The following is a 14,393-nucleotide window of genomic DNA, read 5'->3' on the forward strand; positions in this document are numbered from 1 at the left end:
CAATAATGAGTAATCAAGATACTCGCCCAGTAATTTTGACGGGCGACCGTACCACAGGACAATTACACTTAGGACATTTTGTCGGCTCTCTACGTTCTCGTGTCGGTTTACAGGACAGCCATCATCAACACTTGTTACTCGCCGATGCCCAAGCATTGACTGACAATGCGGATAACGTAGAAAAAGTACGCAGCAACGTGATTGAAGTGGCAACCGACTATCTAGCTGTCGGGATTGACCCAAGCAAAACTACGATTTGTGTACAGTCTTGCCTACCAGCATTGAATGAATTGACCATGTTGTACCTCAATTTTGTGACCGTGGCACGTTTAGAACGCAATCCAACGATCAAGTCTGAAATCCAGCTACGTGGCTTCGAGCGTGATATTCCAGCTGGCTTCCTGTGCTATCCAGTGGCACAAGCTGCGGATATTACCGCGTTCAAGGCAACCGTTGTGCCGGTCGGTGAAGATCAGATTCCAATGATCGAACAGACCAATGAAATCGTGCGTCGTGTCAACCGTCAGATTGGCCGTGACTTACTGCCAGAATGTAAAGCGCTATTGTCGAATGTTGGCCGTTTACCCGGCTTTGATGGCAAAGCGAAAATGTCGAAATCTTTGGGCAATACCATCGTGCTGAATGCGACCGACAAAGACATCAAGAAAGCGGTCAATGCCATGTACACCGATCCGAACCATTTGCGTATTGAAGATCCAGGTCAGGTGGAAGGCAACGTGGTATTTACCTATCTCGATGCTTTTGACACCAACAAGGAAGAACTCGAAGAGTTAAAAGCGCATTATCGCCGTGGTGGTTTAGGCGATGGTACGGTGAAAAAACGTCTGGAAGGTATTTTAAAAGACCTGATCGGGCCAATCCGTGAACGTCGCAATGAACTGTCGAAAGACCCGGATTACATCATGGATGTGTTGCGTGAAGGTACGGAAAAATGCCGCATCATCACCCAGCAAACCCTGGATGAAGTGAAAGATGGTTTAGGTCTGTTCCGTTTCTAAGTCATTTTTCTAAAAATAAACCCGCTGATTGCGGGTTTATTTTTTCTTTCAGATCATAGAATTAGATGATGACTTCAACCATGATCTTGCCAATATGATCACCGGTATCCATGGCGCTATGCGCCTGTTGAATCTCGGCAAATTTAAAGGTTTTGTAGATCATTGGCAGACATTCACCTTTGGCCAACAATGGCCACACATGTGCCTTTAAACCCTGAGTGATTTCTGCTTTTTCTGCGGTATTGCGGGCACGCATGGTCGAACCGGTAATGGTCAAACGCTTCATCATGATCGGGCCTAATTTGGCCTCTTTCACTTTGGCGCCACCCAAGAATGCCAGATAAACCAGACGACCATCTTTACGCAGCAAATTCAGGTTACGTTCAAAATAAGGTGCACCGACAATATCCAGCACCACATCGACGCCATGATTCTCGGTTTTTTCATTGATATAAGTTTCGAAATCATCAGTTTTATAGTTGATGGCATCGGTCAAATGCGCAATCGCCTGCACTTTCTCATCTGAACCGACTGTGGCAAAGGTCTTAATGCCTAAAGCCTTGCATAACATCAATGCTGTCGTCCCAATCCCACTGCTGCCACCATGAATCAGCACAGTTTCGCCCGCTTTGGCTTTGCCCATCTGGAACAGGTTAGCCCAAACGGTAAAGAAAGTTTCCGGAATCGCTGCAGCCTGAATAAAGCTCACTCCTGCCGGAATGTTCAACGTCTGGCTGGCTGGCACGACACAATACTCGGCATAGCCACCGCCATTAGTCAAACCGCAGACTTGATCACCCACTTTAAATTCGCTAACGTCACTACCAACAGCTTCCACCACACCGGCCACTTCCAGTCCCGGAACAGGCGTGACACCTTTCGGCATCGGATACAGCCCCTGACGTTGCAGAATATCTGGACGGTTCAGACCAAAGGCATGGACTTTAACCAATACTTCATTGGCTGCAGGGACCGGAATATCGGTCGTTTGTATGGCTAGTTTTTCCGGGCCACCCGGTTCAGTAATCACTACCTGTTGCATGTGTGCCTGTGCCATTCACGCGATTCCTTGTTGACTGTATTTTTCTCAGCCCTGATTTAAACATAAACGCTGCCACGAAAAAACCCATCAGAACCGGCTATAATCCATAATCAGATCTCGGCAGCATTCGGTCATCAAGAGGATTTTATGGCAAATATCGTGGAATATAACGAAGATAACTTTTCGGATTTTGAACGTTATGAAGGCGTTGCCATGATTGGTTTTTATGCGCCTTGGTGCGAGTCCTGCGGCCTGCTCAACTTACGTCTGCAACAATTGGCTGCACAGTTCGACGAAGTTAAATTTGGTCAGGTCAATGTCGATCAGGCACCGATTGTGACCCTGCGCTACAATGTTTATGGTCTGCCAACACTGCTGATTTTTAAGCATGGTGTGATTGTCGAACGGATTGCCGGGCTGCAATCTCTGGCACGCTATGCGAAAACCCTACGTGCCACACTCGCAGCGGACTAATCCAGTTGGCGACTTTCACGAAAAAATGCTGCCTTAACTGGATTGAGATTTCTTAGCGTTTGTACTACTTGCCACACGGCGATGTTTCAGTGGTGATGACCAAGGATGAAAATCTGTTCCACTCAATTGTGCCGCAGCCTTCTCTTCATCTTCGAGCTCACGGATAATCCGGTAAATCATGCTGGAAACAATTGATTGTTCATTGGACTTTTTCATAATCACGATCAACTCGCGGTAAAAGGTTTCCTCGCCCAAGTGAATGACATTGAGATTTTTCTGCTGTTCACGCCACGGGTTGTTATGCGGAATTAGCGCCACGCCCAAGCCATTTTCCACCATTTTCACGATGGCTTCGACGTCTTCAAGTTCCAGAAATTCCTGAGGTTCGATCTGATGTTTGGCTAGAAAATTATTAATGATATTGCCGCCAAACGATGAACAGTCATAACGGATAAAGGGATATTTTTTCAGGATGTCCTTGTAATCCGTGGCAGTGACCTCCTTCGGCGTGACCAGCACAAACGCTTCTTTGCACAGCGGGTAATAACTGAACTCTTTGGACAAGGGAAAACACGGTCGAATAATCACGGCTAGATTAATTTCGCCATTTTCCACCATATTGAGTAAATTAAAAGACACCCCCGGTAAAATCCGGACTTTGGCATACGGCAGATAGTCTTTAAATTTCTTCAGCAATTGCGGAAAAAACCCGGATTGAATCGAGGAAATTGCACCAATTTTGATGGTGCCTTTGTATGCAATCAGTGATTCAGGCTGTTTGATTTTTTCCACCAGCTGCATAATTTCTTCAGCATGTTTCATCACCCGCAGGCCTTCTACATTCAAAGCTGCTTTACGGCCAATTCGTTCAAACAAGGCAATCCCGAGCTGCTGTTCCAGAGATTTCATTTGTGCACTGACAGCCGCCTGAGTCAAACCAATATGCTGTCCAGCGGCACTAAACGAGCCATACTGTTTGATTGCAATCAGTGTCTTTAACTCACTCAACATTGAATTTATCCCGCTCACATACAAATATTTATTATCAATAAGATAAAAATAATTAGTTTTCAATTAGTTTTTTTTGTGAATATGATGATGCCTATAGTCAATATTCAAATTTAGCAACACGATGATTGCATTATGCACATTCCATGCAGAGTGCTGATGTATTTCATTGAGTGACAAGGAGGAAGTCGTGAGCAATATCTTAAGGATGCTAAAACAGGACTGGTCTATTTCAGCCACAATCGCAGGTTTCTTGGCGGTGCTGATTTCCTATGCGGGTCCACTGATTATCTTTTTTCAGGCGGCACAACAAGCTCAGGTTTCTCCTACCATGATGGCCTCCTGGATCTGGGGCGTTTCGGTTGGTGCTGCGATTACCGGGATTTTCTTGTCGATCAAATACAAAACCCCGATCATTACCGCCTGGTCTGCACCCGGTACCGCTTTGCTGGTCACGCTGTTTCCGGACCTCTCTCTCAATGAAGCGGTTGGCGCCTATATCACAGCGGCCGTGGTGATGTTCCTGATTGGTTGGAGTGGCTATTTCGATAAACTGGTGAAAATGATTCCGCCGAGCATTGCTGCAGCGATGATGGCCGGTATTCTGTTCCAGTTTGGCTTAGGCTTGTTCAAAGCCAGCAACTCGATGCCTTATCTGGTGTTTGGCATGTTGCTGTGTTATTTGCTCGCAAAACGCTTTTCTCCACGTTATGCCATGATTTGGGTGTTGCTCGCCGGAATTGCCATGACTGTGTTGATGGGACGGATGAATCCAGTCAGTATGGATTTCTCCTTTGCCGTACCACAATTCATTCAACCGGAATGGACGTGGACCTCCACCATTAACTTTGCCTTACCCTTAATTCTGGTCAGTCTGTCCGGACAGTTTTTACCCGGCATGGCCATTTTAAAACTCAGTGGCTACGACACGCCGGCCAAGCCGATTATTACTATGACAAGTATCGCCTCACTGGCAGTTTCTGTAGTGGGTGGAATTAGTATTGTCATCGCGGCGATTACGGCCGCATTATGTACCGGTAAAGATGCGCATGAGCTGAAAGAAAAACGTTATATCGCCGGGATTGCCAATGGCCTGTTTTATATTTTAGGCGGCCTATTTGCCGGTAGTATCGTGATGCTGTTTAGCTTGCTGCCTAAAGAGCTAGTTGCGGCTTTGGCTGGACTAGCATTACTTGGCGCGATTGCCACTAATATCACCACTGCAATTAAAGAAGAGTCACATCGTGACAGTGCACTGATTACCTTTATTGCGACCGTTTCAGGCATGAGCTTTCTCGGCTTGAGCTCAGTGTTTTGGGGCATCTGTATTGGCCTGATTGCGCATCTCATTCTGACCAAGCGTGAAGCTGCCGTTAAAGCAACTGAACAACTGCAGACCGCAAAAAATTAAGATATCTGAAAAATAAAAAACCCGCTCGAAAGCGGGTTTTTTATTGCATGGTTTCAGTCTTATAGACGAACCAATGGCAAAATCTGTTCAGCCAGTTCTTCGGCAGTTTCAGCAGTCAAGCTAACATCCGTGCCTTCAGCAACTGCAGTAATCACCACGATACCAGTTTCACGCAATAAAGCCACCTGCTCAGCCGTTAAGCCCACTTTGGCAATGGCGACGATACCATTTTGCAACAGCAGGCTTTCAATCGCTTGCGCCTGTTCCAATGCTTTTTCAGGTACAGTCACCGCAGCCGGTTTTTGTCCTAGACGTGCAGCACGGTCTTCAGCAGAAACAGGTTTTGCATGCGCAGACCATTCTACCGACTCTTCCACCATCCCTGCACCGATCGTCACGTTATTTAAACGATCAATGAAGATAAATGCACCGGTATAACGGCTGTCCTGATAACGATCGAAGACCACTGGGGCATCAAATTCAATCGTCACATCCGCAATCGCATTGAGATCGAGATGATCCACCTGCATATGCTCAAGTGTATTCACGTTCACGCGGTAGTTAATTGCAGTCACTTTGGCAGGAACGGTTTGTGTTCCCACTTTCAGATTATACAGTTTACCGATGACTAGGGGCTGGTCATTCATCCAGACCACAGTCGCACGCACTGAGCGTGAAATATGTGGGGCTTCCTGATCCGCACGCACCAGCATGTTGCCACGTGACACATCAATTTCGTCATTCAGCGTCAATGTCACCGCCTGACCAGCTATCGCGTGTTGCAAATTGCCATCAAAGGTCACGATTTCTTTAATCGTTGAACGTTTGCCGGATGGAAGTGCAATGATTTCCTCACCCACGCTGACATCACCGAGCGCAATCGTACCAGCAAAACCACGGAAATCCAGGTTCGGACGGTTAACATATTGCACCGGGAAGCGGAAATCATGCTTGGCAGAACCACGGTTGATTTCTACAGTTTCCAAAATCCCCATCAAGGTTTCACCTTGATACCATGGGGTATTGGCAGACTTGTTCACGACGTTATCGCCATTCAAGGCAGAAATTGGCGCAAACAAAATATTGCTTGGTTTGCGGTCAACCAACTGGTTGACGAATTCTTGGTATTGCGCCTGAATCTCGTTGAAACGTGCTTCAGAGAATTCCACCAAATCCATTTTATTGATCGCCACCACGATATTTTTAATACCGAGCAGGCTGGCAATATAGGTATGACGGCGGGTCTGGGTTTGCACACCATAACGCGCATCAATCAGGATAATCGCAAGGTCACAGGTCGACGCACCGGTCGCCATGTTACGCGTGTACTGCTCATGTCCCGGAGTATCAGCAATGATGAACTTGCGTTTTTCTGTCGAGAAATAGCGGTACGCAACATCGATGGTAATCCCCTGCTCACGTTCCGCTTGTAAGCCATCAACGAGTAACGCAAGGTCAGGCGCATCACCGGTAGTACCGACTTTTTTACTGTCACGGGTCACGGCTTGTAACTGATCTTCATAGATCAGTTTTGAATCATACAGCAAGCGACCAATCAGGGTACTTTTACCATCATCCACGTTACCGCAGGTCAAAAAGCGTAATAAGTCTTTACTTTCGTGCTGTTTTAAATAGGCCAGAATATCCTGGCTAATCAGGTCAGACTGATGAGACATGGCTCAGCTCCACAAATCTTAGAAACGTTTTAGAAATAGCCTTCTTGCTTTTTCTTTTCCATCGAACCCGCCTCATCATGGTCAATCATACGACCCTGACGTTCGGAGCTTGTGGTTAAAAGCATTTCCTGAATAATGTCCGGCAAGGTATCCGCTGTGGATTCCACTGCACCCGTTAATGGGTAACAACCCAAGGTACGGAAACGGACCGATTTCATTTGTGGGACTTCACCTTCATGGAGTGGCATACGCTCATCATCCACCATGATCAAGGTACCGCTACGCTCCACCACAGGACGTTCTGCAGCGAAGTACAAAGGCACCAACGGAATCTGCTCAAGATAGATGTATTGCCAGATATCCAGTTCAGTCCAGTTCGACAATGGGAAAACACGGATGCTTTCACCCTTGTTCACTTTACCGTTGTAGATATTCCACAATTCTGGACGCTGGTTTTTTGGATCCCAGCGATGTTTGCTGTCACGGAAAGAATACACACGCTCTTTGGCACGCGACTTTTCTTCATCACGACGTGCACCACCAAAAGCAGCATCAAAACCGTATTTGTCCAAAGCCTGTTTCAGACCTTGAGTTTTCATGATGTCGGTGTATTTCGAGCTGCCATGGTCAAACGGATTAATCCCCGCGTCCACCCCTTCCTTATTTTGATGCACAATCAGATCAAAGCCATGTTTTTTGGCCATGTCATCACGGAACTTGATCATGTCGCGGAATTTCCAGCCGGTATCGACATGCAATAAAGGGAAAGGTAGTTTTGCAGGATAGAACGCTTTCAAGGCAAGGTGCAGCATCACTGCTGAATCTTTACCAATCGAATACAACATCACCGGATTTTCAAATTCGGCAGCAACCTCACGAATAATGTGGATGCTTTCAGCTTCTAACTGTTTAAGATGTGTAAGTCTTTCCTCAGTTGGAGGAACGATTGCCATAACAACTCCGGATGTATCTGTGTTTCAAGATGAGTGTGATGCTTTATTCAGCATCATACAAATGATATTCATTATAGTGATGAACAAATCATTCCTTTTGCATTGTTTGTGATATTGATATTCCAATTCATCATATAACCTTGGTCTAAAGGCCTGGTGACTTTTTATTCCTTGGCTAGCCTAGAATACAAGATAAACAACCTATTCTCTCTATTTATACAAACAACCCACCTAAAAACTTTAAGTTTTCAGCTTTGTTCCCTACCCTGACCAGTTATTGTGCACAGTAATCAGCTTATCGCTCTAAACTCTAGCAGTACAATCAACTCTTTGTTTCAATGCACAAAGCCTTTACATTACAAGATAAAGCATTTTTTCACAGGGCTCATCATGACGCTTTCTGTCCAACAGACTAAAACACAACTTGAAGCTGCCCATGTGGCAGGTTTTATCTATCAGCAAGACAATCTCCTGGTACTACAAGAACCGCTTACCCCGGAGGGCAAGGATCAGAATGTCTTTATCCAGCATGATGAAACGGCTGATCAGCTCGGGATCCAGTTTGGGATCAAAGTTGTTGAAGAGCAGATTGAATTACTGATTGGCATTACCCATAGCAATCAAGATAAAAGTTATGAAATCGGCGCGGGCAATCTCAGAGGTGAACAACGTGCCTTTAACCTCCTTTATGCATTTTATAATTATCCGAAAGGCTTTTATCTGCTACGCCTACCTTTAATGAGCGATGCAGAAAGTTTGCAAGATGCACTCGACAGTCAACTGTTCCAACTGGAACAGATGGCATTTTTAAATAGCGCAGTTAAAACCAATGCATTGGGTGAGCAAAGTTACTGGATGAAATCATTTATTGTGCAGCAAAGTCTGGACATGCAACAGCGTTTACGAGCTGCGTTAAATGACTAATACACAGCCATAAAAAATCCCCTCGATTGTGAGGGGATTTTTTGTATCCGTAAAAATTAAGCTTCTTTACGGCGCATATGCGGGAACAAGATCACATCACGAATACTTGGCGCATCAGCAAAGATCATCACTAGACGGTCAATACCAATCCCCTCACCTGCTGTTGGAGGAAGACCGTATTCCAGTGCTTCAACAAACTCGGCGTCATAATGCATGGCTTCATCATCACCGGCATCTTTTTCAGCGACTTGCGCCTGGAAGCGTTCTGCCTGATCAATCGGGTCATTCAGCTCGCTGAAACCATTGGCCAGTTCACGACCACCGATAAAGAACTCGAAACGATCGGTGATGTGCGGATTTTCATCATTACGGCGTGCCAGAGGCGAAGTTTCCGCTGGATATTCGGTAATGAAGGTTGGCTGACGTAATTTGGTTTCGACGGTTTCTTCAAACACGATGGTCTGCAATTTACCCAAGCCGAAAGAAGGTTTCACTTCTTCTTTCAGCACATCCTTGATGAACTTCGCCAGGAACTCACGGTCACTGACATTTTCAGGGGTAAATTCCGGATTATGTTCAAGGATCGCATCAAACATGGAAATCTTCTTGTATGGACCTTTGAAGTGGAACACTTCACCCTGATACGGCACATCGGTTGAACCCAAAATGTCGTGTGCCAATTTTTCCAGCATGTCTTCAGTCAAGGCCATCAAATCTTTGTAATCCGCATAAGCCTGATAGAATTCAATCATGGTGAATTCTGGGTTATGACGGGTCGATACACCTTCATTACGGAAATTACGGTTGATTTCGAAAACACGTTCAAAACCGCCAACCACCAAACGTTTCAAATAGAGTTCCGGTGCGATACGCAAGAACAATGGCATATCCAAAGCGTTATGATGCGTTTCAAACGGACGCGCTGAAGCACCACCCGGAATGATATGCATCATCGGGGTTTCCACTTCCATAAAACGGTGTTGGGTCAAATAGTGACGAATACCCGCGACCACTTTGGCACGAATTTCAAAGGTACGGCGTGTTTCTTCATTCACGATCAAGTCTAAATAACGCTTACGGTATTTGACTTCAGTATCGGTCAAACCATGGAATTTGTCAGGAAGCGGACGTAAAGACTTGGTCAACAGTTCACAGGCTTCAAGGTGCACATACAAGTCACCTTTACCTGAACGACCGATATAACCTTCCGCTGCGATAATGTCCCCCAGGTCGAGTGACTTGATCATCGCCAATGTCGCTTCAGGTAAACCTTTACGGTCCACATACAACTGGATACGACCACTCATGTCTTGAATGACCATGAAAGAGCCACGGTTCAACATGACGCGACCCGCAACTTTTACATAGACTTTTTCACCTGATTCAATTTCTTCTTTGCTTTTTCCGTGAAACTCAGCTTGTAAGTCCGCTGCATAATGCTCACGTTTAAAGGTATTTGGCCAAGGGCTTGTGCCGTTTTCTTGCGCCTGCGCTTGAATTTGCTTTAACTTGGCATGACGCTGTGCAATTAAATCGTTTTCGGAAATTTGTTGTTCAGAAGTCGATTGAGCGTTGTGTTGCGTCATCATCTGCCTCGAAAAATTTAAATAAAAAAGAAGTCGTATAGCATAGCAGAATTACAAAAAATTTCGAATCTATTGACCACAACACGACTAAAAAATAATTTTTACATTTTCACAACGTTTGTGGGCAGTTTTGCACCATTGCCTTAGACCAATAGCTAAGTGGCAGCCCGAAAAGCTGTTCGTAGAATGAAGGTCGATGAAAGTTCTCGGTGCTTTCTTCTTTTTATCTTTGCTAATTTTTATTTTTGATTGCGTGACATAATAATGAACGAAAGCACTATCAAGATTCTGTTCTTGCATGGCTTGGACTCCTCAAAGGACTCCACCAAGTTCCATGCCATTCATTCTGACAACAAGTTTTGTATTGAAGTCGATTACCGCAACCTCAACTTTGCCACCGTACAAGCCTTCTACAGTGAAATTATTGCCAAAATTAAACCCCAACTGCTGGTCGGTCATTGCTTGGGGGGCTATTGGGCATTAAAAATGTCAGCACAGCATGGGCTGGCAGCAGTGGTGGCCAATCCAAACTTATCTCCCGATTTTCGTGATGACTACCCACCCATCAATGAGCAGGATCTGGATCATGACATTCCGCAAATGGCCTATTTGGAACTTGGCGATGAAATCCTGGATATGAACCAGGTACTGGCGCAACTTGAACCCTTTATGCTGATCGAAACCTTTGCCGGCGGACATCACCGTCTTGAGCATCCCGAAAACACCAATGGTTTAATTGAACAAGTCAGCAAACAGCTGTTATCAGCCACTTTGTAATGGATGCCACGTTGCTCAAAATTCAGGCATAAAAAAAGCCTTGTACAAACAAGACTTTTTAAATGATATGACTTAAGCAACTTTTTTGGCTTCAGCCTGTGTCGTATTAAGTACTGGCCAGATCGGTAGGCCTAAGTCACGGTGCATATGCGGTAAATCCAACAAAATGCTCGCACCTAAAACAGTATGCTCACATTTCTCGGCCAATTGACGCACCGCTTTTAACGTACCACCCGTCGCCAAAACGTCATCCACAATAATGACTTTTTGGGGTGCTACATCAGCTGCCATTTCCAAACGGTCGACACCATATTCCAAGCTATAACCCACACCCACAACTGGCGGTGGCAGTTTACCTGCTTTACGAACCAAAAGTAGGCCCTTTTCTAAACGCTGCGCGAGCAAACTGGCCAACACAAAACCACGTGCTTCCACAGCAACAAAACTTTCTACTTCATCCAACATGTCCTGCGGCATGTTTGCAATTAATGCATCCGCCAATGAAGCCAAGTTTTGCATAAACAACGGTGTCAGATCATAAAAGCAGATACCTGGTTTTGGGAAATCTTGCACTGTACGGATGTTCGACCAAAGTGTAGCTGACAAATTCATCATGGGAGAGGAAAGCAAAATAAGAAGACGCACAAATTTTAACGCTTAAAATGATCAATGCCTAGCCAAAAAAGGACGGTTAAGACACTTGGAAATTTAGTTATTTATATAACTTATTGATTTTATTACACCCATTTTTTTAAATTATATTGGGTATATTATTTACTTATTATAGAATACATGAAAAGTTCATTTTTAGCTGTTAGACCATGGTCTAAATCACCCCTTCTGCACTTTTTTAAGCGATTTTAGAACCCGCCTCTCCGAACTCTAGCTTTCTCTATAACCCTCAATTGAATCATCATAGAAAGTTTATCGCGCGATCTCAAAATAATTCTGCCAGCAACGCAGGAGAATCGCTGAGATTCACTTTACTTTGCCGATAGAACTGCGTAAAAATTCAATTAATCTATGGCAACGGTCATATGTTTAAACCTTATTGCGGTGAATGGTAAAAATCCGCTATAGCCATCAGTGTTGGGAGAATTGAATGAAAAAGTATCAATGCATCGTGTGTGGATGGATTTATGATGAAGCACTCGGTTGGCCGCAAGATGGCATTGCTCCAGGTACAAAATGGGAAGATGTACCAGAAGATTGGACCTGCCCAGACTGTGGCGTCTCCAAAGCAGATTTTGAGATGATTGAAGTCTAATTGAGAATCAAAGACCATGTTTTCATGGTCTTTTTTTATGACACCTGCCGAGATTTTATCTATGCAAAATAATCTTCATCCTATCGTTATTATTGGTTCGGGCATGGCGGGTTATACCGTGGCGCGTGAAATCCGCAAACTGAGCCCTGAACAAGCGCTGGTGATGATTTGCGCCGATGACGCTACCAACTACGCAAAACCAACTTTATCCAATGCCTTGGTCGGCAAAAAAGCACCTGAAAATATCGCATTGGGCGATGCTGCAAAAATGAGTGCACAGCTCAACATGCGCATTGAGACCCATACCTGGGTTAAGCAAATCCATAGCGAACAGCATGAACTCTTATTGGAAAAAGACGGTGAAAGCAGCACCCAAGCCTACTCAAAACTGATCTTGGCTGTTGGCGCAAATCCGATTCGCCTCGCCATCGCAGGAGATGGCAGTGACGACATTCATGTGGTGAACTCACTGAATGATTATCGTGCTTTCCGGGAAAATCTTGAAAAACGCAAAGACAAACGTGTGGTCATTTTAGGCGCTGGACTGATTGGCTGTGAGTTTGCCAATGATTTGCAAAACACCGGTCACGATGTCACGGTGATTGATCTGTCACCTTTGCCTTTAGGTCGTTTATTACCGGCTTATGTTGCTGAAGAGTTCCAGAAAAATCTAGAAGACAGCGGGATTAAGTTTATCCTTGCCACGACGGTCGAAAAAGTCACTAAAATCAACAATGGTGAAGATTATGCGGTCATGTTAGCCAATGGCCATAGTCTGGTAGCGGATATTGTACTCAGTGCCGTAGGCTTACAACCGAATATTGCTTTAGCGAAAACTGGTGGGATTCATACCAGTCGTGGCATTTTGACCAACAGCCTGCTGGAAACCAATCAGCCTGATATTTATGCAGTCGGTGACTGTGCAGAAGTGAATGGCACTTTGTTGCCGTATGTGATGCCCATCATGCAACAGGCTCGTGCATTGGCCAAAACCCTGACCGGTCAAAGCACGCATGTTCATTACCCAGCAATGCCTGTCGCAGTAAAAACCCCGGCGGCCCCTTTAACGGTGTTGCCTGCACCTACCGATGTGGATGTGAACTGGGAAACAGAAGAATTTGACGATGGCATGATTGCCAAAGCTTTTGATAGCGAAGGCACTTTACGTGGTTTTGTCCTGCTCGGTGCAACAGCAGCCAAACAGCGACTGGCCTTGACCAAACTGGTGCCAGACTTGATTCCTACTACAGTTTAAGCGTTTAATATAAAGGACATTTATTTAAAATGTCCTTTATAGAGGACGCTCAACATGAACAGTGCTTTGCAGTTTAGTGTGTCTCCTTATACCCCATTCATGCAGGAAACCAAAGTCGAACTGGGCAATGGCATTACCCTGCATGTTGAAGTGGGCGGTCATCCCGAGCATCCAGCAGTTCTGTTAATCATGGGCCTGGGTGCGCAAATGCTTTACTGGCCTGATTTCTTATGCAAGTCCCTGATCGATCAAGGCTTTCGTGTCATCCGCTTTGATAATCGTGATATTGGCCTTTCCTCCAAAGTTCCACATCAAGGTCCGCCGCTCAACACCATCAAACTGATGGGACGTTTTGCACTCGGTCTCGAGAATCAGGGTGCCCCTTATACCCTGCATGATATGGCAGATGATGCCGCTTTACTGACTGAACAGTTACAACTCGATCAAGTCTATGTACTCGGGGCGTCCATGGGGGGAATGATCGCACAAATCCTGGCCGCTAAATATCCAGAAAAAGTCAACAAACTGGGCTTGATGTTTACCAGTAACAACCAACCCCTTTTACCTCCACCTTTTCCAAAACAATTACTCAGTTTACTGGAGAAACCGGCCTCGAATGATGAGGCAGGCATTATTGACCACAGCCTTAAACTGTTTAACCTGATTGGTTCACCCGGCCATATCAATCCGATTGAAGCCATTCAAACTGCACGAAAATTATATCAACGCAGTTATTACCCGGCGGGTGTACTTCAACAGTTTTTAGCAATATTATGTACGGGCTCCTTGCTTCAACTGGACAAACAGATCGCGCAACCGACGTTGATCGTACATGGTTCGCAAGACCGTTTGCTCCCGCCAAGTCATGGTAAAGCTGTTGCGAAAGCGATCTCAGGCGCAAAATTTGAATTAATTCATGGAATGGGGCATGATATTCCCCCGCATTTCATACCTCAAATTAGCGGTTTATTTGCTCATCACTTTAAATAAACATTAGGACA

Annotated in this window: 14 protein-coding genes; 8 read left to right on the plus strand and 6 right to left on the minus strand. The window is 45.2% G+C overall.

Going from position 1 to position 14,393, the window contains the following annotated elements; genetic code table 11:
• Nucleotides 1–5: 5 nt before the first annotated feature.
• On the plus strand, nucleotides 6–1,019 hold the full coding sequence (trpS, locus tag PGW99_RS08305) for a tryptophan--tRNA ligase (protein WP_273777221.1): 1,014 nt from the start codon (nucleotides 6–8) through the stop codon (nucleotides 1,017–1,019).
• A 61-nt stretch (nucleotides 1,020–1,080) separates the two neighbouring features.
• Here the strand turns inward: trpS and PGW99_RS08310 are convergent, their stop codons facing one another.
• Nucleotides 1,081–2,076, minus strand: a complete 996-nt coding sequence (locus tag PGW99_RS08310; protein WP_273777222.1) for an NAD(P)H-quinone oxidoreductase — start codon at nucleotides 2,074–2,076, stop codon at nucleotides 1,081–1,083.
• Nucleotides 2,077–2,208: 132 nt separating this feature from the next.
• Between PGW99_RS08310 and PGW99_RS08315 the strand changes: the two genes are divergently transcribed.
• Nucleotides 2,209–2,535: a thioredoxin family protein gene (locus tag PGW99_RS08315; RefSeq protein WP_273777223.1), complete on the plus strand. Its 327-nt coding sequence runs from the start codon at nucleotides 2,209–2,211 to the stop codon at nucleotides 2,533–2,535.
• Nucleotides 2,536–2,568: 33 nt separating this feature from the next.
• Here the strand turns inward: PGW99_RS08315 and PGW99_RS08320 are convergent, their stop codons facing one another.
• Nucleotides 2,569–3,546 (minus strand): LysR family transcriptional regulator, encoded by a 978-nt coding sequence (locus PGW99_RS08320; RefSeq protein ID WP_273777224.1) that lies wholly within the window; start codon nucleotides 3,544–3,546, stop codon nucleotides 2,569–2,571.
• Between the two features lie 205 nt (nucleotides 3,547–3,751).
• On the opposite strand from PGW99_RS08320, the gene benE reads away from it, so the two are divergent.
• Nucleotides 3,752–4,954 carry a benzoate/H(+) symporter BenE gene (gene benE, locus PGW99_RS08325; RefSeq protein ID WP_443098220.1) on the plus strand — a complete coding sequence of 401 codons (1,203 nt, stop codon included), beginning with the start codon at nucleotides 3,752–3,754 and terminating at the stop codon, nucleotides 4,952–4,954.
• Nucleotides 4,955–5,013: 59 nt separating this feature from the next.
• On the opposite strand, the gene cysN is transcribed toward benE, so the two are convergent.
• Both cysN and cysD read right to left on the minus strand, forming a co-directional pair.
• Nucleotides 5,014–6,630 carry a sulfate adenylyltransferase subunit CysN gene (gene cysN, locus PGW99_RS08330; protein WP_273777226.1) on the minus strand — a complete coding sequence of 539 codons (1,617 nt, stop codon included), beginning with the start codon at nucleotides 6,628–6,630 and terminating at the stop codon, nucleotides 5,014–5,016.
• Between the two features lie 29 nt (nucleotides 6,631–6,659).
• Complete coding sequence (gene cysD, locus PGW99_RS08335; protein WP_273777227.1) at nucleotides 6,660–7,583, minus strand: sulfate adenylyltransferase subunit CysD; 924 nt, start codon at nucleotides 7,581–7,583, stop codon at nucleotides 6,660–6,662.
• A gap of 390 nt (nucleotides 7,584–7,973) precedes the next feature.
• Here cysD and PGW99_RS08340 point away from each other — a divergent pair, with 390 nt between their 5' ends.
• Complete coding sequence (locus PGW99_RS08340) at nucleotides 7,974–8,507, plus strand: hypothetical protein (RefSeq protein ID WP_273777228.1); 534 nt, start codon at nucleotides 7,974–7,976, stop codon at nucleotides 8,505–8,507.
• 56 nt (nucleotides 8,508–8,563) lie between these two features.
• On the opposite strand, the gene lysS is transcribed toward PGW99_RS08340, so the two are convergent.
• Nucleotides 8,564–10,093 (minus strand): lysine--tRNA ligase, encoded by a 1,530-nt coding sequence (gene lysS, locus PGW99_RS08345; protein ID WP_273779479.1) that lies wholly within the window; start codon nucleotides 10,091–10,093, stop codon nucleotides 8,564–8,566.
• Nucleotides 10,094–10,357: 264 nt separating this feature from the next.
• Between lysS and PGW99_RS08350 the strand changes: the two genes are divergently transcribed.
• A complete protein-coding gene (locus tag PGW99_RS08350) occupies nucleotides 10,358–10,870 on the plus strand; it encodes a YqiA/YcfP family alpha/beta fold hydrolase (RefSeq protein WP_273777229.1) in 513 nt (170 codons plus the stop codon).
• A 72-nt stretch (nucleotides 10,871–10,942) separates the two neighbouring features.
• Here the strand turns inward: PGW99_RS08350 and PGW99_RS08355 are convergent, their stop codons facing one another.
• Nucleotides 10,943–11,485 carry an adenine phosphoribosyltransferase gene (locus tag PGW99_RS08355; RefSeq protein ID WP_273777230.1) on the minus strand — a complete coding sequence of 181 codons (543 nt, stop codon included), beginning with the start codon at nucleotides 11,483–11,485 and terminating at the stop codon, nucleotides 10,943–10,945.
• Nucleotides 11,486–11,972: 487 nt separating this feature from the next.
• Between PGW99_RS08355 and rubA the strand changes: the two genes are divergently transcribed.
• The 3 genes from rubA to estB all read left to right on the plus strand — a co-directional run bounded on the left by rubA (nucleotide 11,973) and on the right by estB (nucleotide 14,382).
• The gene (gene rubA / locus PGW99_RS08360) at nucleotides 11,973–12,137 is read left to right on the plus strand and encodes a rubredoxin RubA (protein WP_273777231.1); all 165 of its coding nucleotides are present in this window, start codon (nucleotides 11,973–11,975) and stop codon (nucleotides 12,135–12,137) included.
• Nucleotides 12,138–12,198: 61 nt separating this feature from the next.
• Nucleotides 12,199–13,392, plus strand: coding sequence for a rubredoxin reductase RubB (rubB, locus tag PGW99_RS08365; protein ID WP_273777232.1), 1,194 nt, complete (start codon nucleotides 12,199–12,201; stop codon nucleotides 13,390–13,392).
• A 54-nt stretch (nucleotides 13,393–13,446) separates the two neighbouring features.
• Nucleotides 13,447–14,382, plus strand: a complete 936-nt coding sequence (estB, locus tag PGW99_RS08370; RefSeq protein WP_273777233.1) for an esterase EstB — start codon at nucleotides 13,447–13,449, stop codon at nucleotides 14,380–14,382.
• The last annotated feature ends 11 nt before the right edge of the window (nucleotides 14,383–14,393 follow it).

Origin of the sequence: Acinetobacter sp. GSS19 (assembly GCF_028621895.1) — a bacterium.
Classification (GTDB): Bacteria; Pseudomonadota; Gammaproteobacteria; order Pseudomonadales; family Moraxellaceae; genus Acinetobacter.

Excerpts from the sequence above, each read along its gene's own strand:
- trpS (WP_273777221.1), top strand. The coding sequence starts at position 6 with ATGAGTAATCAAGATACTCGCCCAGTAATTTTGACGGGCGACCGTACC.
- PGW99_RS08310 (WP_273777222.1), bottom strand. The coding sequence starts at position 2,076 with ATGGCACAGGCACACATGCAACAGGTAGTGATTACTGAACCGGGTGGC.
- PGW99_RS08315 (WP_273777223.1), top strand. The coding sequence starts at position 2,209 with ATGGCAAATATCGTGGAATATAACGAAGATAACTTTTCGGATTTTGAA.
- PGW99_RS08320 (WP_273777224.1), bottom strand. The coding sequence starts at position 3,546 with ATGTTGAGTGAGTTAAAGACACTGATTGCAATCAAACAGTATGGCTCG.
- benE (WP_443098220.1), top strand. The coding sequence starts at position 3,752 with ATGCTAAAACAGGACTGGTCTATTTCAGCCACAATCGCAGGTTTCTTG.
- cysN (WP_273777226.1), bottom strand. The coding sequence starts at position 6,630 with ATGTCTCATCAGTCTGACCTGATTAGCCAGGATATTCTGGCCTATTTA.
- cysD (WP_273777227.1), bottom strand. The coding sequence starts at position 7,583 with ATGGCAATCGTTCCTCCAACTGAGGAAAGACTTACACATCTTAAACAG.
- PGW99_RS08340 (WP_273777228.1), top strand. The coding sequence starts at position 7,974 with ATGACGCTTTCTGTCCAACAGACTAAAACACAACTTGAAGCTGCCCAT.
- lysS (WP_273779479.1), bottom strand. The coding sequence starts at position 10,093 with ATGACGCAACACAACGCTCAATCGACTTCTGAACAACAAATTTCCGAA.
- PGW99_RS08350 (WP_273777229.1), top strand. The coding sequence starts at position 10,358 with ATGAACGAAAGCACTATCAAGATTCTGTTCTTGCATGGCTTGGACTCC.
- PGW99_RS08355 (WP_273777230.1), bottom strand. The coding sequence starts at position 11,485 with ATGATGAATTTGTCAGCTACACTTTGGTCGAACATCCGTACAGTGCAA.
- rubA (WP_273777231.1), top strand. The coding sequence starts at position 11,973 with ATGAAAAAGTATCAATGCATCGTGTGTGGATGGATTTATGATGAAGCA.
- rubB (WP_273777232.1), top strand. The coding sequence starts at position 12,199 with ATGCAAAATAATCTTCATCCTATCGTTATTATTGGTTCGGGCATGGCG.
- estB (WP_273777233.1), top strand. The coding sequence starts at position 13,447 with ATGAACAGTGCTTTGCAGTTTAGTGTGTCTCCTTATACCCCATTCATG.